Genomic DNA, 21,654 nt, shown 5'->3' with positions numbered 1-21,654 from the left:
CATTTGCTGTCACACCTGTGCAAAAACACAGCATAAGCCTTTGTCACGAAAGAAAATGCGTGCTCAAATTGCACCTATACGAAAGTCGCCCGCTAAGCCGGCCATACGGCGTGCCGCCATGGCGGCAGGCGGGCAGTAATGTTAAAAGTAGTGGTTCATTGGCCAGTGACCGGCCGATCACTATTGGACGCGCACCACGCGCAGGAATAGACGCGTTTTGAAGAAATCCACCGCAACTCCAGCCCCTTTGCCAGTGCCCCAGTGGCGGCAGCAGCTGCACTACCGCCTCAAGGAAGGTGCGTTGATCGCTGTCGGCGCCCTGTGCCTGTACCTGTGGATGGCCCTGCTGACTTACGACACCTCGGACCCGGGCTTCAGCCACACCAGCAACGTCGAGCAGGTGCAGAATGCCGCTGGGCGCGCCGGTGCCTACTTCGCCGACATCCTGTTCATGGTGCTGGGTTATTTCGCCTATATCTTCCCGCTGCTGCTGGCGATCAAGACCTGGCAGATCTTCCGTGAGCGCCACCAGCCCTGGCAGTGGAGCGGCTGGCTGTTCTCCTGGCGCCTGATCGGTTTGGTGTTCCTGGTGCTGTCCGGTGCGGCGCTGGCGCATATCCATTTCCATCCGCCCGAGAGCCTGCCGTTTTCCGCGGGTGGGGCCTTGGGCGAAAGCCTTGGCGACCTGGCGCGCAATCTGTTGAATGTGCAGGGCAGCACGCTGATGTTCATTGCCTTGTTCCTGTTCGGCCTGACCGTGTTCACCGACCTGTCGTGGTTCAAGGTGATGGACATGACCGGCAAGATCACCCTTGACCTGTTCGAGCTGGTGCAGGGCGCAGCCAATCGCTGGTGGGAGGCCCGCAACGAGCGCAAGCGCCTGGTGGCGCAACTGCGTGAGGTCGACGAGCCAGTCTTCGATGTGGCGCCGATGGCCGCCGAGAAGCGCGAGCCGGCCAAACCGCAGCAACCACAACCGCAACCGCGCGAGCGCAGCGTCGAACGCGACGAGACCCCGATTCGGCCCGTGCTGGCGCGTGAGCCCGCAGTGTCGCGCGAGCAGCCAACGGCACCGGTGATCATTGCGCCAACGCCGGCCAAGCCAGCAGAGCCGAGCAAGCGGGTGATGAAGGAAAAACAAGCGCCGTTGTTCGTCGACAGCGCCGTGGAAGGCACCTTGCCGTCGATTTCCATTCTCGACCCGGCCGAGCAGAAGAAGATCGAGTATTCGCCAGAGTCCCTGGCCGGTGTCGGCCAACTGCTGGAAATCAAGCTCAAGGAATTCGGCGTGGAAGTCTCGGTGGACTCGATCCACCCGGGCCCGGTCATTACCCGTTACGAAATTCAACCTGCGGCCGGGGTCAAGGTCAGCCGTATCGCCAACCTGGCAAAGGACCTGGCGCGTTCCCTGGCGGTAACCAGCGTGCGGGTGGTCGAAGTCATTCCTGGCAAGACTACCGTGGGTATCGAGATCCCCAACGAAAACCGGCAGATGGTGCGGTTCTCCGAGGTTCTCGCCACGCCGCAGTACGATGAGCAGAAGTCGCCGGTCACCCTGGCCCTGGGTCACGACATCGGCGGCAAGCCAGTGATCACCGACCTGGCCAAGATGCCACACCTGCTGGTGGCCGGTACCACCGGCTCCGGTAAGTCGGTCGGTGTGAACGCGATGATCCTGTCGATTCTGTTCAAGTCCAGCCCCGAAGACGCGCGGTTGATCATGATCGACCCGAAGATGCTTGAGCTGTCGATCTACGAAGGCATCCCGCACCTGCTGTGCCCGGTGGTCACCGATATGAAGGACGCCGCCAACGCCCTGCGCTGGAGCGTGGCCGAGATGGAGCGGCGCTACAAGCTGATGGCGGCCATGGGCGTGCGTAACCTGGCGGGCTTCAACCGCAAGATCAAGGACGCCCAGGAAGCCGGCGAAATCATCCATGACCCGCTGTACCGTCGCGAGAGCATGGACGACGAGCCACCAGCGCTGAAGACCCTGCCAACCATCGTGGTGATCGTCGACGAATTTGCCGACATGATGATGATCGTCGGCAAGAAGGTCGAAGAGCTGATTGCCCGTATCGCCCAGAAGGCACGTGCCGCGGGCATTCACCTGATCCTCGCGACCCAGCGCCCGTCGGTGGATGTGATCACCGGCTTGATCAAGGCCAACATTCCGACCCGCATGGCGTTCCAGGTATCGAGTAAGATCGACTCGCGGACGATCATCGACCAGGGTGGCGCCGAACAATTGCTGGGCCACGGCGACATGCTCTACATGCCTCCGGGCACTAGCCTGCCGATCCGCGTGCACGGTGCGTTCGTCTCCGACGATGAAGTGCATCGGGTGGTAGAGGCCTGGAAGCTCCGAGGGGCGCCGGACTACAACGACGACATCCTCAACGGCGTCGAAGAAGCCGGCAGCGGCTTCGAAGGCGGCGGCGGTGGCGGCGACGGTGACGATTCGGAAAGCGATGCCTTGTATGATGAGGCCGTGCAGTTCGTGCTCGAGAGCCGGCGCGCCTCCATTTCGGCGGTGCAGCGCAAGCTGAAGATCGGTTACAACCGTGCCGCGCGTATGATCGAAGCGATGGAAATGGCCGGTGTCGTCACCCCGATGAACAGCAACGGTTCCCGCGAAGTGATTGCCCCGGGCGGCCCACGCGATTGATCACACCTTGCCGGGTGCCAACGGTGGCATCCGGCCTATTCAATGCTCAATGAGGATTCCCATGCGCGCGATTCGCATGCTGTTGGTTTCTGCCCTTACCCTGGGCTCCCTGTCGGCTTACGCTGGTGAGCAGGATGTACAGCGTCTGACCCAATTGCTGGAGAAGTCCCAGACCATCGAGGCCAACTTCTCTCAGCTGACCCTGGATGCCAGTGGCACGAGCCTGCAGGAAACCAGCGGCAAGATGACGGTAAAACGTCCCGGCCTGTTCTACTGGCACACCGACGCACCCCAGGAGCAGGTGGTGGTTTCCGACGGCAAGAACGTCACCCTGTGGGACCCTGACCTTGAGCAGGCGACCATCAAGAAGCTCGACGTGCGCCTGAACCAGACCCCGGCGTTGCTGCTGTCCGGTGATGTGTCGAAGATCAGCCAGAGTTTCGACATCACCTCCAAGGAGCAGGGCGAAGTCATGGACTTCACCTTGAAGCCCAAGACCAAGGACACCCTGTTCGATTCCCTGCGTATTTCCTTCCGCAAGGGTTTGGTCAACGACATGCAACTGATCGACAGTGTCGGCCAGCGCACCAATATCCTGTTCAACGGGGTGAAGGCCAACCAGGCGGTGCCGGACAGCAAGTTCAAGTTCGACGTCCCGAAAGGCGCGGACGTCATCAAGGAGTAACCAGAGCCCGCCATGGACCTGTTTCGAAGCGAACCCGTCGCCCAGCCCCTGGCGGCCCGCCTGCGTCCGGCGAACCTGGACGAGTACGTCGGCCAGGAGCACCTGCTGGCGCGCGGCAAGCCGCTGCGCGAGGCGCTGGAGCAGGGTGCGTTGCACTCGATGATTTTCTGGGGACCGCCCGGGGTGGGCAAGACCACCCTGGCGCGGTTACTGGCGCAGTTCTGCGATGCTCACTTCGAAACGGTTTCCGCGGTGCTGGCCGGGGTCAAGGAGATCCGTCAGGCGGTTGAGGTGGCCAAGCAGCAGGCGGGGCAGTACGGTCGGCGCACCATCCTGTTCGTCGACGAGGTGCATCGCTTCAACAAGTCCCAACAGGACGCCTTCCTGCCATATGTGGAAGATGGCACGCTGATTTTCATCGGCGCTACCACTGAGAACCCGTCCTTCGAATTGAACAACGCCTTGCTGTCGCGGGCGCGGGTGTATGTGCTCAAGAGCCTTGACGAGCCGGCGTTGCGCAAGCTGGTTGACCGCGCGTTGAGTGAAGAGCGCGGCCTGGGCAAGCGCAACCTGCGGGTAGGCGACGATGCCTTCAAGATGCTGATGGCGGCCGCCGATGGCGATGGCCGACGCATGCTCAATTTCCTCGAAAACGCCTCGGACCTGGCAGAGGACGGTGGAGAGATCGGTGTCGACCTGCTGCAAAGCCTGCTCGGCGACAGCCGTCGCCGTTTCGACAAGGGCGGCGAGGCGTTCTACGACCAGATTTCGGCGCTGCACAAATCGGTGCGTGGTTCCAATCCCGACGCGGCCCTGTACTGGTTCGCGCGCATGCTCGACGGCGGCTGCGACCCGCTGTACATCGCACGCCGGGTGGTGCGCATGGCCAGTGAGGACATCGGCAACGCCGACCCTCGTGCGCTGAGCCTGTGCCTGGCGGCCTGGGATGTCCAGGAACGCCTGGGTAGTCCCGAGGGTGAGCTGGCGGTGGCGCAGGCCATCACCTACATTGCCTGCGCGCCAAAGAGCAACGCCGTCTACATGGGCTTCAAGACGGCGTTGCGTGAGGCCGCCGAGCATGGCTCGCTGGAGGTGCCGCTGCACCTGCGCAACGCGCCGACCAAGCTGATGAAACAACTGGGGTATGGCGAAGAGTACCGCTATGCCCATGACGAGCCGGATGCTTACGCCGCTGGTGAAGATTACTTCCCCGAGCAGCTTGAACCCCGCCAGTATTACCAGCCGGTGCCCCGCGGCCTGGAACTGAAAATCGGCGAAAAGCTTCGCCATCTGGCTGACCTGGATCGCAACAGCCCACGGCAGCGGAGAAAACCATGATCGCACTCATCGCCGCCGTCAGTGCGGGTGGCATCGCTGGCACACTGCTGCGCTTCGCCACCTCGAACTGGGTATCGGCCCACTGGCCACGGCACTTCTATCTCGGTACGCTGGCGGTCAACCTGGTAGGTTGCCTGCTGATCGGCCTGCTTTACGGCCTGTTCCTGCACAAGCCGCTGGCGCCGGTCGAGCTGCGCGCCGGGCTGATTGTCGGCTTCCTCGGCGGCCTTACAACTTTTTCCTCTTTCTCGCTCGATACCGTGCGCCTGATGGAAAGCGGGCAGGTACCGCTCGCCTTGGGCTATACCGGTATTAGCGTGATGGGGGGCTTGCTCGCAACCTGGGCCGGCCTGTCCCTGACTCGATTCTGAACCAACCTAAACATAACGAGAGAACGATATGCTCGATGCCAAACTGTTACGCGGCCAACTTCAGGAAGTGGCGGATCGCCTGGCCTCCCGTGGCTTCAGCCTGGATGTCGCGCGCATCGAATCACTGGAAGAGCGCCGCAAGGCGGTGCAGACCCGTACCGAGCAACTGCAGGCTGAGCGCAATGCCCGCTCCAAGTCCATTGGCCAGGCCAAGGCCAAGGGCGAGGACATTGCGCCGCTGATGGCCGATGTCGAGCGCATGGCCAACGAGCTGGCCGCTGGCAAGGCTGAACTCGATGGTATCCAGGCGGAGCTGGACGGCATTCTTCTGACCATCCCCAACCTGCCGGATGCCAGCGTACCGGTCGGCGCGAGCGAAGAAGACAACGTCGAAGTGCGCCGCTGGGGCACGCCGCGTGCCTTCGATTTCGAAATCAAGGACCATGTGGCCTTGGGCGAAATCAGCAAAGGCCTGGACTTCGAAGCCGCAGCCAAGCTGTCCGGTGCCCGCTTCGCCGTGCTGCGTGGCCCGATCGCCCGTCTGCACCGCGCCCTGGCGCAGTTCATGATCAACCTGCACACCGGTGAACACGGCTACGAGGAACACTACACCCCGTACATGGTGCAAGCGCCGGCCCTGCAGGGTACCGGTCAGTTGCCGAAGTTCGAGGAAGATCTGTTCAAGATCAGCCGCGATGGCGAAGCCGACTTCTACCTGATTCCTACCGCCGAAGTGTCGCTGACCAACCTGGTGGCCGACCAGATTCTTGATGCCAAGCAATTGCCGCTCAAGTTGGTTGCCCACACGCCTTGCTTCCGCAGCGAAGCGGGCGCCTCCGGCCGCGACACCCGCGGCATGATCCGTCAGCACCAGTTCGACAAGGTCGAGATGGTGCAGATCGTCGAGCCGTCCAAGTCCATGGAAGCGCTGGAAGGCCTGACCGCCAATGCCGAGCGCGTGCTCCAGCTGCTGGAACTGCCCTATCGCGTGCTGGCGCTGTGCACCGGCGACATGGGCTTCGGTGCGGTGAAGACCTACGACCTGGAAGTGTGGGTGCCTAGCCAGGACAAGTACCGCGAAATCAGCTCGTGCTCCAACTGCGGTGACTTCCAGGCCCGACGCATGCAGGCGCGCTGGCGTAACCCGGAAACCGGCAAGCCTGAGCTGGTGCACACCCTCAACGGCTCTGGCCTGGCGGTCGGCCGCACCCTGGTGGCTGTTCTGGAGAACTACCAGCAGGCCGATGGCTCGATCCGCGTGCCCGAGGTGCTCAAGCCATACATGGGTGGTGTCGAGGTCATCCGCTAAATGGATTTCCTGCCCCTGTTCCACAAGCTGCAAGGCGGCCGCGTACTGGTCGTCGGCGGTGGCGAAATCGCTTTGCGCAAAGCGCGCCTGCTGGCCGATGCTGGCGCCGTGCTGCGGGTGGTCGCGCCCGAGGTCGACAGCCAGTTGGCCGCGCTGGCCCATGAAGGTGGCGGCGAGGTGCAGGTGCGTGGCTATCGCATGAGCGATCTGGACGGCTGCCGTCTGGTTATTGCCGCGACCGATGACACTGCGCTCAACGCCCAGGTCTCGGCCGATGCCCAGGCACGCAGCCTGCCGGTCAACGTGGTGGATGCCCCGGCGCTGTGCACGGTGATCTTCCCGGCGATCGTCGACCGCTCACCCCTGGTGGTGGCGGTTTCCAGTGGCGGCGATGCCCCGGTGCTGGCGCGGTTGATCCGCGCCAAGCTCGAGGCCTGGATTCCGTCGGCCTATGGCGAACTCGCTGGCCTGGCTGCGCGGTTCCGTGACAAGGTCAAGGGCTTGTATCCGGATGTCAATCAGCGTCGGGGCTTCTGGGAGACGGTGTTCCAAGGCCCCATCGCCGAGCGCCAGTTGGCCGGGCAGGGCGCCGAGGCCGAGCGCCTGCTGCAGGCCATGGTCGAGGGCGCGCCGGTGCAGCAGGGTGGTGAGGTGTATCTGGTGGGGGCCGGTCCTGGCGATCCAGACTTGCTGACCTTCCGTGCCTTGCGCCTGATGCAGCAAGCCGATGTGGTGTTGTACGACCGTCTGGTGGCCCCGGCGATCATCGAGATGTGCCGGCGTGATGCCGAGCGTATCTACGTGGGCAAGCGCCGCTCCGACCATGCCGTGCCGCAGGACCAGATCAACCGCCTGCTGGTCGATCTGGCCCGCCAGGGCAAGCGTGTACTGCGGCTCAAGGGCGGTGATCCGTTCATCTTTGGCCGCGGTGGCGAGGAGATCGAGGAGCTGGCCGAACAGGGTATCCCGTTCCAGGTAGTACCGGGCATTACCGCGGCCAGTGGTTGCTCTGCCTACGGCGGTATTCCGTTGACCCATCGTGACTATGCGCAATCGGTGCGCTTCGTCACTGGCCATCTCAAGGACGGCACCAGCAACCTGCCTTGGAATGACTTGGTCGCGCCTGCCCAGACGCTGGTGTTCTACATGGGGTTGGTGGGGTTGCCGACCATTTGCGCCGAACTGATTCGCCATGGCCGTGCGGCCAGCACGCCTGCGGCGCTGGTGCAGCAGGGGACTACGCGAAATCAGCGGGTGTTCACCGGCACCCTGGCAGATCTGCCAGAGCTTGTGGCCCGGCACGAAGTGCATGCGCCGACCCTGGTGATCGTGGGGGAGGTGGTGAAATTGCGTGAGAAGCTGGCCTGGTTCGAAGGGTCGCAGCAAGATTGAGTAACCGGGGCCGCTTAGCGGCCCCCGTTATTTCAGTCTTTCCAGATGCCTTTACCCACCAAGCGTTGCCGATCGTGTGGCAGGTTGAAGTCCTGCAGCGGCCCCTTTGGCACGATGCCTGTCGGGTTGATGGTCTTGTGACTCATGTAATAGTGCTTCTGGATGTGCTCCATGTTCACCGTCTGCGCAACGCCGGGCCATTGGTACAGTTCACGCAGCCAGTTGGACAGGTTCGGGTAGTCGGCCAGACGACGCAGGTTGCACTTGAAGTGGCCGTGGTACACCGCATCGAAACGTATGAGCGTGGTGAACAAGCGCACATCGGCTTCGGTCAGGTACTCACCGGCCAGGTAGCGCTGGCGGCTTAACAGGTCTTCCAGGGCGTCCAGTTCATTGAACACATCGTCGAACGCAGCCTCATAGGCTTCTTGTGTGGTGGCGAAGCCTGCGCGGTAAACACCATTGTTCACCGTAGGGTAGATACGGGCATTGAGCGCGTCGATGGTCGGGCGCAGCGGCTCGGGATACAGGTCCAGCAGGTTGCCGGTCAGTTCGTTGAACGCCGTGTTGAAGATCCGAATGATCTCGGACGACTCGTTGTTGACGATGCGCTTTTGCTGTTTGTCCCACAGCACAGGCACGGTGACGCGCCCGGTGTAATGCGGATCGTCTTGGGTATAGCGCTGGTGCAGGTAGCTCAGTGCGTCCAGGTGATCGCCGGTGGAGCCGTTCTGGACGTCGAAAGTCCAGCCGTTTTCGCCCATCAGCCAGCTCACCACCGACACGTCGATCAGGGGTTCGAGCCCTTTGAGGGCGCGTACGATCAGGGTGCGATGGGCCCATGGACAGGCCAGCGAGACATACAGATGGTAGCGGCCGGCTTCAGGAGCGGGTAGCGCGTTGCGGCGTTGGGCGTTTTCACGTTTGAAGGCGCCGTCCTTGCCGTTTTCATACCACTGGTCGTGCCAGCGGCCGTCGATCAAAAGGCCCATGCTGAGCTCCTCGGAACAAAGTGTTTGTCGTTGGAGCCCAGTCTAGGTGAAAACGTTCGAATAAATAGCGCAAAGACTGGGGGGCTTTGATCGGCTATTTCGATTGTTTGCGCGCGGTCCAGTAGTGGCGAGCGGTTTCGAAGGCCTCCTCCCGCGATTGTCCAAGCCCTCGCAACGCCAAGGCCATCGTCGCGACCACGGCCATTTCGCCATAGCTGTCCTGTGCCTCGCCCCGCCATACCGTCATTAGATGTTCCGGTTGCAGGCTGGCTGGCTTGACATGACGGCGCTCACTGAGTGCCGGCCATTCCTCGTCCCATGCCTCGCCGGCGGAGGTGCCGTACAAGTGGCTGATGACATCGGGGTTGACCTCGATTTCGCCTCCATCGCCCTTGATGACCACGGCATGGTCGCCAAGCAGGCGGCTGGCCTCGCGATGCACGGCCTGGTAGCCGGGGTGGAAGATGCTCTGCAGGCCACAGCGGGCACCCAAAGGATTGAGCACCCGGGCCAGGGAGTGAATCGGTGAGCGTAAGCCAAGGGTGTTGCGCAGGTCGATCATGCGTTGCAACTGGGGGGCCCAGTCTTGCAGTGGGATGAACGCCAGTTGCTGCTGGTCCAGGGCACTGGACACCGCTGCCCAGTCGCGGCACAGCGGAATGTGCAGCAGGTCGAGCAGTTGCTCGGTGTACAGACGTCCGGCAGTGTGCGCGCCGCCGCCGTGCAGCAGGATGCGCACACCGTTTTGGGCCAGGCATTTGGCCGACAGCAGGAACCAGGGCAGGTGGCGCTTCTTGCCGGCATAGCTGGGCCAATCCAGATCGACGGCCATCGAGGGTGCTTGCAGGTGTGCCCGCAGGGCTTCGGTGAAACCGGCCAGCTCCTCGGCACTTTCTTCCTTGTGCCGCAACAGCATCAGGAATGCACCCAGCTGAGTGTCCTCGACCTGGCCTTCGAGCAGCATGGCCATCGCGGCGCGGGCTTCCTCACGGGTCAGGCTACGGGCGCCGCGCTTACCCTTGCCCAGAATGCGTACGAATTCGGCGAAAGGGTGCTCGGCCGGGGTTTGCAGAGTGAGTGGGCGCGGGCTGTTGGTCATCGGCTCGGTCATATACAGTTGGTCGGCTTGGGCAGGCCCGCCAGCTTGGCGGCGAGTTTGGCGGGCGTGCCATTGAACAGGCGGTTCAGGTGCGGGCTGTTGCCCTTCTCCGGGCCCAGCTTGAGCGCGGTGTACTTGATGAGCGGGCGGGTGGCCGGGGACAGCTGGTATTCCTCATAGAACTGACGCAGCAAAGCGAGGATTTCCCAGTGATCCGCGGTCAGGGAAATGCCTTCGCGGCTAGCGAGGGCTTCGGCAACCGGCTGCGACCAGTCTTGCAGGTCGACCAGGAAGCCGTCTTTGTCCAGGGCGATGTCGCGATCACCGACAGTCAGGGTACTCATAGCCAGCTGTTGACCTTGTCATATTCCAGCGAAAGCGCGACGAAAGCCGGGTAATCGACAGGCTTGGCCAGGTCGCTATCGAGGGCGCGCGCCTGCAGGTCTTCTTCGAGGGCGAACAGGCGTTGTCCGAGGCCGCTGGCCTGCAGCGCAGCATAGGGTTCGCTGCCCGGGCGCAGGGCGTACACCGCGTCGCCGCACAGCAGCAAGCCATCCCCGGCACCCAGCAGGCGCAGGCAACTGTTCAGGCGGTCATCGCCAAAGGGGGAGTGGGCAATAACATGCAGGGTCGTCATCAGAGGGTCACCACCAGGTCGAAACGGGCGATCAGTTCAGCAAGGGCCTCGTCTTCCATTACTTGCACTGGCAGCGCCAAGGCTTGGTCGCTCAGGCCGCGCCGGTTCAGGCTGTGGCCGCAGGCGAAAAGCGCTTCGACACCGAACATCGGCAAGGCCTGCAGGTTGGCGGCAAGATTTTTTTGCTGCACGGTGGACGGTTGCTGGCCTGGGGTGAGCTGGAACACGCCATCGTCGAGAAACAGCATGGCCAATGGCAGGTCGAACGCGCCGCCGGCCAGTGCAATGTCCAGCGCCTCTCGGGCCGAGGGCCCGCTCCAAGGTGCCTGGCGGCTGATGATCAACAGGGACTTGCTCATCTCAGTCGCCTCCGAAGCAGATCAGGCGATCGGCGAGCTGAGCGGCCTCGTGCAACTGGCCCAGGCCCGACAATGCCCAGGGTTTGGGCAGGTTGACCGCCGGACGCTGGTACCGGTTGGCTTCGGCATCGTCGAGCACGCCGCGACGCAGGGCGGCGGCGATGCACACCACGGCGTCGAGCTGGTGTCGCTCGACGAAGGTGCGCCATTGGCCGGCCAAGTCCAGTTCATCCTGGGGTGCGACGATATTGGCCGAGGCGCTGTGCACGCCATCTTGGTAGAAAAACAGTCGGACAATTTCATGCCCGCCCGCCAACACTGACTCGGCAAAGCGCAGGGCGCGACGCGAGGAGGGCGCGTGGGCCGGGGAAAACACCGCAATTGCGAATTTCATGGGCAACTCGTGTAAAGGAATGACGCCATGATAATGCAAAACAGCCCGCACCTGTTGGGGCGGGCTGGGCCCTGTGGCGGGTTCTAGAGGCTGTTCAAAACCGCGCCTTGCTTGGCCATCCACTTGAGCAGTGCAGTGATCGGCACGCTGCGATGAACCTCGCGGCAGTGCGGACGGCCTTGTGCGGTGCGATGCTCCCGGTAGCGGCTCACGATCAGGTGTTGGCCATCGTCGGACACCCTGGCTTGCAATTCATGCAGCAGAACGGACTCCGATGCGGCACGTTCCAGGCGTCTGAACAGCAACATCGACGCATTGGCTGGGTCACTCATCGCCTTGCTCCCGGCAGCTAGGAACCCACGCAATGTGCTTGCCGGCCTTGCCCTCGGCCACATAGTGGGCGCGCACCATCGCGGTGTAGTCGCGCACGGCGCGGTAATAGTCCGGCGCCTCTTGCAGCACGTCGGTCAGCGCAAGCGCCTGGGCGCGTCCTGCCACTGCGCCACCGGTCATGGCAACGGTGTTCAGGGTCTGGACCGTGTCGCTGTTGTCGCCGAACGGGTCGATGGCCAGGCTCAGTACGCGTCCCGTGGCGTCGCGCAGGTTATGCGAGCCCAGCAGCGGCAGTTCCACGATAGGCCCGGCACCGATGCTCCAGACGCCGAAGGTCTGGCCAAAGTCCGCGCTGTGGCGCTCCAGGCCCATCTTCCCGGAAACGTCGATCAGGCCGGCCAGGCCGAAGGTGGTGTTGAAGATGAACCGCGACAGGGTAGTCATCGAGCGTTCGACATTGCCTTGCAGCAAGTCGTTTACCCATACCTTGGGTTCACCGAAGTTGGCGACGAAGTTGTGCACGCCCTGCTGGGCGGCTTCGGGCAGTTGGGTATAGCCACGGGCGACCGGCGCCGCGATGTAGTCATCGACGCCTCGGTTGAAGGCAAACACCGCGCGGTTGGCCGGCTCGGCGGGGTCACTGATCTGGTAGCGGGGGTCGCTGCACGCGAGGGTCGTTGAAGCGGCCCGTTGGCTACAGCCCCCGGCGCTGAGCAACAGGAGGGCCAGCAGCGCACTGCGGGCAGATGCCGATAGCAAAACAGAAGCAGACATGGATGCATTCCTGACGAGAACGGGTGCAGATGCTGCGGGTGCTTTTTTGCCTGGGCATGTCCGCTTTGTCTCCGTCCTGATGCATTGTTTCCGGGTTGAAATATATGACGGCACCGGTCGGATGGTCTTAAATACGCCATCTTGCCTATTCCCGTGGTGCCATTGTGTGAGTCATTTGCTGATTGTCGACGACGATGTCGAAGTGCTGGACCTGCTGCAGAAATTCCTCCGCCAGCACGGCTATGACGTGGAGGTGGCCAGCGATGGTGCAGGCCTGTGGCGGGCATTGGCGCGACGGGTACCGGATCTGGTCATCCTCGATGTCATGCTGCCCGGCGAAAGCGGCCTGGTGTTGTGCCAGCGACTGCTCGCCGAGCACCAGTTGGCAGTGATCATGCTCACCGCCATGGGCGAGCTGAGTGATCGCGTGGTAGGGCTGGAGCTGGGCGCGGATGACTACCTGACCAAGCCGTTCGCCGCTCGTGAGCTCCTGGCCCGGGTCAGGGCGGTCTTGCGACGTGCCGGTGAAGCCCCGGTGCCGGCGGGCAATTCGCGCACGATTCTTGAATTCTCGGGCTGGCAGCTGGACGTGGTGAGGCGCGAACTGCGCTCTCCCCAGCAGGTGATGATACCGCTGTCCAATGGCGAGTTCGAATTGCTGTTGGTGTTCGCCGAGCACCCACGGCGAGTGCTGAGCCGTCAGCAACTGCTCGACCTTGCGCGCGGTGAGACGCATGAAGCGTATGACCGCAGCGTCGATGTGCAGGTCAGTCGCTTGCGTCGCAAGCTGGAGACCGATAGCCAGGTCGAACCGCTCATCCGCACGCTGCGCAACGTCGGTTACCTGTTCACGCCAACGGTGGTAAGGCGGTGAAGGCAAGGGCGCTAGGCCGTCAGAAAGGGTGGCGTCCCCGCATCACCATCACCCGCTGGATCGCGATGACGACGCTGGTCGCGATGCTGGCTTTGCTGGCCGTGCGTGGCCTGCTCAGTCTCGTGCTGGAAACCTGGGCGCAACCGCCCTTGCTGCAAAGCGGAATCATCGAGCGAATCGCTTCCGTCACTCGCATCCTCGACGTCGCGCCTGTGGAGCAGCGCGCGACGATTGCCCAAGCGGCCGGTGACACTACCTACCGCGTGCAATGGCTGCAGCGGCATGCCGACGCGGGTATCCCCAGGGTGAGGGATGCAGGCTTTCCCGAGGGCGAGCCGATCTTGCGTGCGTTGCTGGGTCGGCCCGATGCCAGGATCGAAGCCTACGGGCCACCGAACCTGCCGCCCGAGCTGGCGGGGCAGGGTTATGCGCTGATGATCGAGTTGTCGGATCGTTCATGGGTGGTGTTTCGCGCTCCCTCGCGCAATTGGGGGCTGGATGAGTTGCCCCGCTACCTGATAATCCTCGTACTGATGCTGGCGTCCAGCGTTGCCGTGGCCGTGCTGGCTGGCCGCTACCTGGCAAGTCCACTGGAGCGCTTTGCCGAAGGTGCGCGGCGATTCGGCAAGGACTTCAACGCACCGCCCATTCCTGTGGTCGGCCCCCATGACCTGCGCCAGGCGATACTCGCGTTCAACGCCACGCAGGCGCAACTCAAGCATTTTCTCAATGACCGCACGCAGCTGCTGGCCGCCATTTCCCATGATCTGCGGGCGCCGTTGACACGGATGCGACTACGTGGCGAGTTCGTCGAAGACAGCCAATTGCAGGCGAAGCTGTTCAAGGATGTGGACGAAATGGAGTCCATGGTCAACGCCGCACTCGAGTTCTTCAGGGACGATGCGCGGTTCGAGCAGACCACGGCATTCGACCTGGGCGAGTTGCTGCAGACGGTGGTGGACGATTACAAGGATGCCGGTGTGGAGGTGGCTTTCGACGGCCCGCGTCACTGGGTTTACGTCGGGCGGCCGATTGCGCTCAAGCGAGTGCTGGTCAACCTCATCGACAACGCCGCCAAGTATGGCCGGGAGCCGAGGCTTGAATTGCGCGTGAGCGCTGATGAGTTGCAAATCCAAGTGCTCGACCGTGGGCCAGGCATCGCCCCGCAATTGCATAAGCAGGTCTTCGCGCCGTTCTTCCGTATCGAAGGCTCGCGTAACAAGACTACCGGAGGGGTGGGGCTTGGGTTGGCGACGGTGCGTGCGATCGTGCTTGAGCAAGGGGGGAGCGTAACCCTGACCAACCGCCCAGAGGGTGGGCTGCAGGTCAGGGTCACGTTGCCGATCGATTGATCAGAGCCCCAGGTCGCTGAGGCCTGGGTGATCGTCCGGGCGACGGCCCAGTGGCCAGCGGAATTTGCGCTCCGCTTCGGCAATGGGCATTTCGTTGATGCTGGCGTGGCGGTTCTGCATCAGCCCGTCCTCGGCGAACTCCCAGTTCTCGTTGCCGTAGGCACGGAACCATTGGCCGCTGTCGTCGCGGTACTCATAGGCGTAACGCACTGCAATGCGATTGCCGGTGAACGCCCACAGCTCCTTGATCAGGCGGTATTCCAGTTCGCGGTTCCATTTGCGGGTCAGGAAGGCCTGGGCCTGTTCACGGTTGGTGGCGAACTCGACGCGGTTGCGCCAGCGGGTGTCCGGGGTATAGGCAAGCGCGACCTTCGCCGCATCGCGGCTGTTCCAGCCGTCTTCGGCGAGACGGACTTTTTCGATGGCCGAGGCCTGGGTGAACGGTGGCAGTGGAGGACGGGACATCGTGGTATTCCTCTAATGAAGGGAAGGAACGGATCTGTTGGCGACGATGTGTGGCCATTTCGTCGATCGGCACGATGAAGGCTACTATTGCGCACGCTGGCGGAGAATCCGCGCGACCGGCACTTCATAGTTGCGGCCGGTGGAATAATGCGCGGTTGCTTGCGAGGATGACCAGCCGGGGCTGCGCGGGTAACGCAGCCCCCGCCAGCCGTTTACGCGGCGTCGCTCAGGGAGGCCTGGCCGGCCTTGCCACGCTGGCCAAGCCAGACCAGCAGCAGCCCGGCGCCTGCCAACAAACCACCCGCCATGGGCACTGCAGCGTAGCCCAGATCCACGCTGATCACCGCCCCACCCAATGCCGCACCCAACGCATTACCCAGGTTGAAGGCGCCCACGTTGATGGACGATGCCAGTCCTGGCGCCTCGCTGGCGGCGATCATCACCCGCATTTGCAGCGGTGGGACCACGGCGAAGGTGAACACCCCCCAGATCAGCAGGGCGGCAGCGGCGCCGACATGGCTGGCCAGCACCAGGGGCATCAGCAGCATGATCACGGCCAGCACGCCCAGGAAGATTTTCGCCGCCCCGTCCAGCGACCAATCGGCCAGGCGTCCGCCGAGGCTGTTGCCAAAGGTGAAACCCACGCCGATCAGCACCAGGGCGAGGGTGACGAAGGAGTGCGAGGCCCCGGTCAACTCGGAAAGTACCGGCGCTACGTAGGTGTACAGGGTGAACATGGCGCCTGCGCCCAATACGGTGGTGGCCATGGCCAGCAACACGCTGGGGCGGGCAATCACTGCCAACTCCTTGCGCACGTGAGGCACACTGCCGCGTTCACCTTTGGGCAGTGCATACCACAGCGTCGCCATCGCCAGCAGGCCGAGCACGGAGGTGCCAGCGAAGGCCATGCGCCAACCGACCTGCTGGCCCACCCACGTGGCGGCGGGCACGCCACCGATGTTGGCGATGGTCAGGCCCATGAACATGGTGGCCACGGCACTCGCTTGCTTGTCCTTGGGTACGACACTGGCGGCCACCACTGCGCCCAGGCCGAAGAAGGCACCATGGTTGAGGCTGGTGACCAGGCGCGAGGCCAGCAGCGTGTAGTAGTCCGGCGACAGCGCCGACAACAGGTTGCCCAGGGTGAAGATGCTCATCAGCCCCATCAATGCGGCACGCTTGCCGAAGCGGCTGAACAGCAGGGTCATGATCGGTGCACCGACCATGACGCCCACGGCGTAGGCGGTAATCAGCATGCCCGCGCTGGGAATGCTGACCCCAACGCCGTCAGCGATCACCGGCAGCAGGCCCATGGGGGTGAACTCGGTGGTTCCGATGCCGAATGCGCCGATGGCGAGGGCGAACAGAACCCGTTTGGAGGAAAGCGTGCTCATCGGCAGCTCCGGTTTGAAAATAGGGAAGATCGCAGGTGAAACGGTGTCGTCTGAAAGCGAGCGTGATCACTGCAGGAACGGGCTTGCCCGCGAACACGGGCACTGCCCGTGCCACCCACTGCGCAGCGTGCTTCGCGGCCCAGCCCGCTGCTGGTTTCAGTCCCAGGCGGGCGCCAGGTTGTCCGGGCTGACTTCTCGGCCGTTGCGCTCGAGGGTAGCGATGCGCGCCATGTCGTCATCGTCCAGGCGCAGGCTGCGGGCCAGCAGGTTGCTTGCCAGGTTCTCGCGCTTGGTGGACGACGGTATCACCGCATATCCCAGTTGCATGGCCCAGGCCAATGCTACCTGTGCCACGGTGGCCTTGTGCTTGTTGGCGATCTCGGACAGTACCGGGTCTTTCAAGACCTTGCCGTAGGCCAGTGTCATGTAGGAAGTGACGGTAATACCCTGTTCCTTGAGGAACGCCGCGAGCTTGCGGTTTTGCAGGTAAGGACTCAGTTCGATCTGGTTGGTGGCGATCTCGCCTTTGCCGACCACCTCGATTGCCTGTCGGGTCAGCTCGATGTTGAAGTTGGAGATGCCGATCTGGCGGGTCAGGCCCAGTTTCTTGGCCTCGGCCAAGGCCGTCATGTATTCGCTCGGTTCGACACCGTTGCCGGGGGCCGGCCAGTGAATCAGCAGCAGATCGACGTACGCGGTGCGCAGTTTGCTCAGGCTTTCGCGCAGGCTGGGAACCAGCTTTTCGGCGCTATAGTTCTCGACCCAGATCTTCGTGGTGATGAACAGCTCGTCACGAGGTACGCCGCTCTTGGCGATGGCCTCGCCGACCTCGGCTTCGTTCTTGTAGATCTGCGCGGTATCGATCACCCGATAGCCCAGCTCCAGGGCGGAGGTGACCGAGTCGATGACGGCCTGGCCGGTAAGACGGAATGTGCCGAGGCCGAAGGATGGAATGCTCATGTAGGCTCCTGATCAATGAAGTTCGTCGTTGTTGCCAGTGGCGAGCAGTGTGCGGGTTTCCCGGGAAATGATTAAGGGCATGCGCGGCCAAGGATATTTGACTTGCAGTCACGAATCGCCGGTGCATCACATAAGTAGTGCTTGGGTGGAGCGGTAGCCTGTTTAGCTTGGGTTTTCACCCAAAGGACCGCCTCCATGACCTTCGAACCCTCCCCACCACACGATGTCGACTCCCTGATCGCCAGCAGGTTGCCGGAATGGCTCACCGCTGCCTCGCTGGATGATCTGAGCAGGTTGCGTACGAGTTTGTTGCAGCAGCAACGCATCCAGCACCAACTGGCGGCTCGCTTCGCCAGGGTGGCGCCTTTGGATACCTTCGGCGAAGCGCTGCTTGGGCAGGCATTGGCAGCGCGCGGGTGGCCGCGAACGGATGTCCGCAGGGCCAAACTGCGCCACACCCGGATCGTGGTTCCCGCACAGGGCGCTCCGGGCGCATTGGGCCGGCGCGTGGAAGAGGTCAGTGAGGTGACTTTACTGGCGGCTGCGCTGCAGAATTTCGCCGAACACGAAACAGCGCCGTCCGGCGCGCTGCACACCTCGGTGATCGTCGATGCGCAGGATGAGCCGTTGGCGCTGCAACCTGCCGCCTTCATGCAGCTTTGCCGCGAGGTGGATGTTGGCGATGCCTATCAACGCCACCTCGATGAGGTTATTGCGAGGCCGGCCGACATGCGCCATTTGCTGGAAGAGGGCGCCCGTGCGGCGCTGGAGGCCTCCGTGCGCCTGGCCCTGCTCAGTGGCGGAATCGACCGGGCAACCTACTACTCGCTGTTGCCTATCATCTCGGTGGCGCCCATCGTTGGCCCGAATTCCGGGCGCGCCGTGCCGTTCGACTTTCGCGTGCTCGGCAAGCGAGTGCGTGGTGGCGTGGCATTCGAGATTCGCCATGGCCTCCAGTCGGATGCGCCGCTGCAGGGGGTAGTGCTGTGGGTTCCGGACGATCCGCATGGCGCGTTGCAACGCTTCGACACCTGGGCGGCCCTCTGGCAGGGGCTTGGGCGGCGTTTCAAGGCGCCGGACTATGCGGCCTTCTTCGCGCGGTTCATCAGTGAGCGCGACCGTCCAGGGTTCGTCCAGGCACTCGATGGCTTGATCCGAAGTGCCGCAGGCCATGGGGCGATCCAACTCGATGGCCGCAGCCACCGGATCAATGCGCCGTTGTTTCGACATCTGCGCGAGGTTCGCGTGGACACTATGCTGGACGATGCAGCGCTTCTGGCTGTCCCTAGCGCGCAGGCGGCCAAGGCCGAACGCGAGCAGCGAATGTCCGAATACGCAAACGCAGGCCTGAACGTACTGGGGCTGGCTAGCCTGTTCGTGCCAGCCCTGGGCCTGCCCCTGTTGGGCATCGCGGCCCTGCAGATCGCCGATGCGGTCTTCGAAGGCTATGAGGATTGGCAATTGGGTGACCGGGAAGGGGCCTTGAAGCATGTGTGGGGTGTGGCCGAAAACGTAGCCGCAGGCATTACCCTGGCTGGCGCTGGACAGGTTGCGGCCAGGCTGATCGAGCGTTCTGCCCAGGTGGACAGGCTGGTTCCGGTGCTGACGGCTGGCGAGCAGGTCCGGCTGATCGACCCCAGCCTGCCGGGCTACGCAGTGCCTGATCAGGACGTGGCGGTCGGTGAACGCACCCAGGTGGCGGGCACGACGAGGGTGCGTACCCTGCAGGCGACTTATCAGGTACGTGAGGAGCACGGCGGTTTTCGCATCCAGCACCCTCGCAGGTCGTCTGCGTACTCGCCCTGGCTCGATGATAACGGTGAGGGCGGCTGGCGCCATCAGTTGGAAACGCCACGGGACTGGCAGGATCCGCACTACCTGATGCAGCGGTTGGGCAGTGAATGGGCCACACTCGACCGGCAGACAGCCGAACGGGTCATGCATATTGCCGGTTTCGACGAGGACCGGCTGCGCGAGTTGCACCTGGAGCATGCGCCTGCACCTGCGCGTTTGTGGGATGCCTTGCAGCGCTACCAGTTGCACGAGCGCCAGCCTGGCCTGATCGGCGAGGCGTTCGAGCAGCACCTCGCCGCGATGCAGGCCGCACCGACGCCAGCTGCCCAATTGTTGCGTAGGGATTTTCCGGGCTTGTCGGCGCGCGCCGCGCAGGAAATCGTCGAGCACGCCGGCACGCAGCAGATCGAAACCCTGGTCAACAGCGGCCGTGTTCCGTTGCCGCTGGCCACCCAGGCGCGTTGGGCGCTGCGCGACAGCCGCCTGGATCGGGCTTGTGTCGGTTTCTACCAGGCGGACGCGATCAACCCTGACAGCGAACGCTTGGCACTGGGTTTGATTGACCATTGGTCAGCCTGGCCGGACACGCTGCGCATCGAAATTCGCCTGGGCGGCGTCGCTGGAGAGCTTCGAGCGCGCAGCGCTGCCCAGGATGCCACGCAGGTGGGCTACATCATCAAACGTGGACAGGGCTACCAGGCGGTGGATGGCCATGGCACCGGGTTGCCTTCGGCGCAGGTGGACGACAGCTTATTCAAAGCGTTGTGGCTGCAGTTGGTCGATGCCCAGAAACATGACTTGGGGGAGGCGGGCCGCTCGCCCGAGTCCTTGAGCCAGGCCCTTGCCCTGAGGGCCTCTGACCAACGCGAGCGGGCCGCTCACCTGCTGGGCATGGCGCCGAGTGCTCTGGGAGTGCGTCCGCCGGTACGCCTGGGTGATGGCCGGCTGGGCTATCCGCTCAGTGGCGGGGAGATTGGCTGGCTGCCAAGGGGCGAGGCAGTCAATGCCGGCGCTGCCCAGGCGCGCCAGTCGATTCGTGCCGGCGTATGGCACCTGTTTCCGCACCGCTCTGCCGCGGACATCCACTGGCTGATTTTCCAGTTGGCGCGAAGGCCCGGGCAGTCGATCTGGGTTGCCTTCAGCGAACTGGCCAGGCAGGTGGATAGGCTGGAGTCGAGCCTCAGGGCCTGGCGAGGCGTGTACCTGGACCCTGCGTACCGCAGTCGGCAACAAGCGGGGCAGTTGATTCGCGAGGCTTGGGAACCGGAGTTTTTCGGGCCGCATGGTGTCAGCGAACTGGTGGTGCGCAACCTGCCCATGGGCACCTGGCCAGAGCTGCCAGCGGACCTCGCGTTCAAGCACATACACCGGTTGAGCTTGGTCAATGTGGCCCTGAAGTCGCTGGATGACGCATTTCTGAGTCGCTTCCCCAACCTGCGCCAGTTGCAACTGGGCGGCAACAAACTGGTCGGCGTGCCCCGGCTTGATGGCATGAGGCATCTGAACACGCTCGATTTGCAGTTCAACAAACTGACGGCCATCGACGGTGTGGGGCAACTTACCGGCCTGGCCGAGTTGATCGCCAACGACAACGAGCTGGTTGCATTACCGGAGTTGGGGGGCCTGCAGCGGTTGACGCGGCTGGATCTACAGCGCAACCGCTTGGCTGATGTCGAGGGTTTGCAACAGATGACCCTGTTGACTCGTCTGGACCTCAGCGACAACCGACTGATCCGGTTGCCTGATTCGATTCACAGACTCGTGCGCGTGCAGTACCTGAGCCTCAGTGGAAACCGATTCGAAAGTCTGCCTGCCGGGATCGAGCAGATGACAGGGCTGCTCGAGCTGGACCTTTCTTATAACCAGCTTGCCGGGCTGCCAAAAGGGCTGGGAGAGCTGAGCCGACTCAGGCAGTTGAATGTAGGCGACAACCGCTTGATCCGTGTGCCTGGGGACCTCGCCAAGCTAAGCCAGCTGAGCGTTCTGGACCTGCGTGACAACCAGCTGACCGCCATTCCCGAGGGTTTGGAGCGCTTGAGGAAACTGCAGGAGTTGTACCTGACAGGCAACCAGATCGTCATAGATGGGCCGGGTGCCCAGCGCCTGGAAGCGTTCAGTGCACTGCGAACCCTGCACCTGGGGGGCAACCCGATCGGCACTGTTCCCGCGCTGCGCAACCTGGATCACCTTAGCCACCTGTCGTTGCGCGCCACTGGCCTGACCGAGCTGCCGCTCGCTTTCCTCGAACGTCATCCTGACCTGTATGTCGACCTTGCCGAGAACCTGATCGTCGATCTGAGTCAGCAGGCGCTGCAGTGGATTCGAAATCACCCGACCCGACTGAATCTTTTTCGTAATCCGCTGGATGTTGAAGCCATGGCCCGGTTGCAAGCCGTCCAGTTGCAACTCGATACGCTCAGTCGACAAGGCCGCAGCCACGCTTGAAGAAGCGGCCTGCGGAAAT

20 protein-coding genes are annotated in these 21,654 nt (G+C 63.2%); 9 read left to right on the top strand and 11 right to left on the bottom strand.

Features of this window, described 5'->3' with window-relative positions; all coding sequences use genetic code 11:
* The first annotated feature begins 217 nt into the window (after positions 1-217).
* The 6 genes from IF103_RS14420 (at position 218) to cysG (ending at position 7,763) form a co-directional block, all read left to right on the top strand.
* Entirely contained in the window at positions 218-2,668 is a 2,451-nt protein-coding gene (locus IF103_RS14420; protein ID WP_023381091.1) for a DNA translocase FtsK, read from the top strand.
* Positions 2,669-2,729: 61 nt separating this feature from the next.
* Positions 2,730-3,353 (top strand): outer membrane lipoprotein periplasmic chaperone LolA, encoded by a 624-nt coding sequence (lolA, locus tag IF103_RS14415; protein WP_023381090.1) that lies wholly within the window; start codon positions 2,730-2,732, stop codon positions 3,351-3,353.
* Between the two features lie 12 nt (positions 3,354-3,365).
* On the top strand, positions 3,366-4,691 hold the full coding sequence (locus IF103_RS14410; RefSeq protein ID WP_023381089.1) for a replication-associated recombination protein A: 1,326 nt from the start codon (positions 3,366-3,368) through the stop codon (positions 4,689-4,691).
* On the top strand, positions 4,688-5,062 hold the full coding sequence (gene crcB / locus IF103_RS14405; protein WP_023381088.1) for a fluoride efflux transporter CrcB: 375 nt from the start codon (positions 4,688-4,690) through the stop codon (positions 5,060-5,062). The genes IF103_RS14410 and crcB overlap by 4 nt, the downstream gene beginning before the upstream one ends.
* Before the next feature lie 28 nt (positions 5,063-5,090).
* The gene (gene serS, locus IF103_RS14400) at positions 5,091-6,371 is read left to right on the top strand and encodes a serine--tRNA ligase (protein ID WP_023381087.1); all 1,281 of its coding nucleotides are present in this window, start codon (positions 5,091-5,093) and stop codon (positions 6,369-6,371) included.
* Positions 6,372-7,763: a siroheme synthase CysG gene (gene cysG / locus IF103_RS14395; protein ID WP_023381086.1), complete on the top strand. Its 1,392-nt coding sequence runs from the start codon at positions 6,372-6,374 to the stop codon at positions 7,761-7,763.
* A 32-nt stretch (positions 7,764-7,795) separates the two neighbouring features.
* On the opposite strand, the gene IF103_RS14390 is transcribed toward cysG, so the two are convergent.
* The 8 genes from IF103_RS14390 to IF103_RS14355 all read right to left on the bottom strand — a co-directional run bounded on the left by IF103_RS14390 (position 7,796) and on the right by IF103_RS14355 (position 12,351).
* Positions 7,796-8,755 carry a glutathione S-transferase family protein gene (locus tag IF103_RS14390; RefSeq protein ID WP_023381085.1) on the bottom strand — a complete coding sequence of 320 codons (960 nt, stop codon included), beginning with the start codon at positions 8,753-8,755 and terminating at the stop codon, positions 7,796-7,798.
* A gap of 94 nt (positions 8,756-8,849) precedes the next feature.
* Entirely contained in the window at positions 8,850-9,854 is a 1,005-nt protein-coding gene (locus IF103_RS14385; RefSeq protein ID WP_371919392.1) for a glycosyl transferase family protein, read from the bottom strand.
* A gap of 8 nt (positions 9,855-9,862) precedes the next feature.
* Complete coding sequence (locus IF103_RS14380) at positions 9,863-10,198, bottom strand: TusE/DsrC/DsvC family sulfur relay protein (protein ID WP_023381083.1); 336 nt, start codon at positions 10,196-10,198, stop codon at positions 9,863-9,865.
* The gene (gene tusB / locus IF103_RS14375; protein ID WP_023381082.1) at positions 10,195-10,491 is read right to left on the bottom strand and encodes a sulfurtransferase complex subunit TusB; all 297 of its coding nucleotides are present in this window, start codon (positions 10,489-10,491) and stop codon (positions 10,195-10,197) included. The genes IF103_RS14380 and tusB overlap by 4 nt, the downstream gene beginning before the upstream one ends.
* Positions 10,491-10,850 (bottom strand): sulfurtransferase complex subunit TusC, encoded by a 360-nt coding sequence (gene tusC / locus IF103_RS14370; RefSeq protein ID WP_027907071.1) that lies wholly within the window; start codon positions 10,848-10,850, stop codon positions 10,491-10,493. The genes tusB and tusC overlap by 1 nt, the downstream gene beginning before the upstream one ends.
* 1 nt (position 10,851) lies before the next feature.
* A complete protein-coding gene (gene tusD / locus IF103_RS14365; protein WP_027907070.1) occupies positions 10,852-11,244 on the bottom strand; it encodes a sulfurtransferase complex subunit TusD in 393 nt (130 codons plus the stop codon).
* An 83-nt stretch (positions 11,245-11,327) separates the two neighbouring features.
* Positions 11,328-11,576: a hypothetical protein gene (locus IF103_RS14360; RefSeq protein ID WP_023381079.1), complete on the bottom strand. Its 249-nt coding sequence runs from the start codon at positions 11,574-11,576 to the stop codon at positions 11,328-11,330.
* Positions 11,569-12,351: an MlaA family lipoprotein gene (locus tag IF103_RS14355; protein ID WP_027907069.1), complete on the bottom strand. Its 783-nt coding sequence runs from the start codon at positions 12,349-12,351 to the stop codon at positions 11,569-11,571. The genes IF103_RS14360 and IF103_RS14355 overlap by 8 nt, the downstream gene beginning before the upstream one ends.
* A 166-nt stretch (positions 12,352-12,517) precedes the next feature.
* On the opposite strand from IF103_RS14355, the gene IF103_RS14350 reads away from it, so the two are divergent.
* Together IF103_RS14350 and IF103_RS14345 are read left to right on the top strand one after the other, a co-directional pair.
* Entirely contained in the window at positions 12,518-13,225 is a 708-nt protein-coding gene (locus IF103_RS14350; RefSeq protein ID WP_023381077.1) for a response regulator, read from the top strand.
* A 65-nt stretch (positions 13,226-13,290) separates the two neighbouring features.
* Entirely contained in the window at positions 13,291-14,577 is a 1,287-nt protein-coding gene (locus tag IF103_RS14345) for an ATP-binding protein (protein ID WP_202675430.1), read from the top strand.
* Here the strand turns inward: IF103_RS14345 and IF103_RS14340 are convergent, their stop codons facing one another.
* The 3 genes from IF103_RS14340 to dkgB all read right to left on the bottom strand — a co-directional run bounded on the left by IF103_RS14340 (position 14,578) and on the right by dkgB (position 17,396).
* On the bottom strand, positions 14,578-15,042 hold the full coding sequence (locus IF103_RS14340; RefSeq protein ID WP_023381075.1) for a nuclear transport factor 2 family protein: 465 nt from the start codon (positions 15,040-15,042) through the stop codon (positions 14,578-14,580).
* Positions 15,043-15,254: 212 nt separating this feature from the next.
* Positions 15,255-16,436 (bottom strand): MFS transporter, encoded by a 1,182-nt coding sequence (locus IF103_RS14335; RefSeq protein WP_202675429.1) that lies wholly within the window; start codon positions 16,434-16,436, stop codon positions 15,255-15,257.
* 156 nt (positions 16,437-16,592) lie between these two features.
* On the bottom strand, positions 16,593-17,396 hold the full coding sequence (gene dkgB / locus IF103_RS14330) for a 2,5-didehydrogluconate reductase DkgB (RefSeq protein WP_104881592.1): 804 nt from the start codon (positions 17,394-17,396) through the stop codon (positions 16,593-16,595).
* Between the two features lie 195 nt (positions 17,397-17,591).
* Here dkgB and IF103_RS14325 point away from each other — a divergent pair, with 195 nt between their 5' ends.
* Complete coding sequence (locus IF103_RS14325; RefSeq protein WP_202675428.1) at positions 17,592-21,635, top strand: leucine-rich repeat domain-containing protein; 4,044 nt, start codon at positions 17,592-17,594, stop codon at positions 21,633-21,635.
* Positions 21,636-21,654: the final 19 nt, after the last annotated feature.

The organism is Pseudomonas sp. SK2 (genome assembly GCF_016772395.1).
Lineage (GTDB): Bacteria > Pseudomonadota > Gammaproteobacteria > Pseudomonadales > Pseudomonadaceae > Aquipseudomonas > Aquipseudomonas taiwanensis.
The sequence above is the reverse complement of the archived record's forward strand: the minus strand, read 5'-3'. Positions and strand labels throughout refer to the sequence as shown.

Coding starts and splice junctions, on each gene's coding strand:
- crcB (WP_023381088.1), top strand. CDS start 4,688: ATGATCGCACTCATCGCCGCCGTCAGTGCGGGTGGCATCGCTGGCACA.
- IF103_RS14340 (WP_023381075.1), bottom strand. CDS start 15,042: ATGTCCCGTCCTCCACTGCCACCGTTCACCCAGGCCTCGGCCATCGAA.
- IF103_RS14380 (WP_023381083.1), bottom strand. CDS start 10,198: ATGAGTACCCTGACTGTCGGTGATCGCGACATCGCCCTGGACAAAGAC.
- lolA (WP_023381090.1), top strand. CDS start 2,730: ATGCGCGCGATTCGCATGCTGTTGGTTTCTGCCCTTACCCTGGGCTCC.
- IF103_RS14360 (WP_023381079.1), bottom strand. CDS start 11,576: ATGAGTGACCCAGCCAATGCGTCGATGTTGCTGTTCAGACGCCTGGAA.
- IF103_RS14390 (WP_023381085.1), bottom strand. CDS start 8,755: ATGGGCCTTTTGATCGACGGCCGCTGGCACGACCAGTGGTATGAAAAC.
- tusD (WP_027907070.1), bottom strand. CDS start 11,244: ATGAAATTCGCAATTGCGGTGTTTTCCCCGGCCCACGCGCCCTCCTCG.
- serS (WP_023381087.1), top strand. CDS start 5,091: ATGCTCGATGCCAAACTGTTACGCGGCCAACTTCAGGAAGTGGCGGAT.
- IF103_RS14335 (WP_202675429.1), bottom strand. CDS start 16,436: ATGAGCACGCTTTCCTCCAAACGGGTTCTGTTCGCCCTCGCCATCGGC.
- IF103_RS14345 (WP_202675430.1), top strand. CDS start 13,291: ATGACGACGCTGGTCGCGATGCTGGCTTTGCTGGCCGTGCGTGGCCTG.
- IF103_RS14355 (WP_027907069.1), bottom strand. CDS start 12,351: ATGTCTGCTTCTGTTTTGCTATCGGCATCTGCCCGCAGTGCGCTGCTG.
- dkgB (WP_104881592.1), bottom strand. CDS start 17,396: ATGAGCATTCCATCCTTCGGCCTCGGCACATTCCGTCTTACCGGCCAG.
- IF103_RS14410 (WP_023381089.1), top strand. CDS start 3,366: ATGGACCTGTTTCGAAGCGAACCCGTCGCCCAGCCCCTGGCGGCCCGC.
- tusC (WP_027907071.1), bottom strand. CDS start 10,850: ATGAGCAAGTCCCTGTTGATCATCAGCCGCCAGGCACCTTGGAGCGGG.
- cysG (WP_023381086.1), top strand. CDS start 6,372: ATGGATTTCCTGCCCCTGTTCCACAAGCTGCAAGGCGGCCGCGTACTG.
- IF103_RS14385 (WP_371919392.1), bottom strand. CDS start 9,854: ATGACCAACAGCCCGCGCCCACTCACTCTGCAAACCCCGGCCGAGCAC.
- IF103_RS14325 (WP_202675428.1), top strand. CDS start 17,592: ATGACCTTCGAACCCTCCCCACCACACGATGTCGACTCCCTGATCGCC.
- tusB (WP_023381082.1), bottom strand. CDS start 10,491: ATGACGACCCTGCATGTTATTGCCCACTCCCCCTTTGGCGATGACCGC.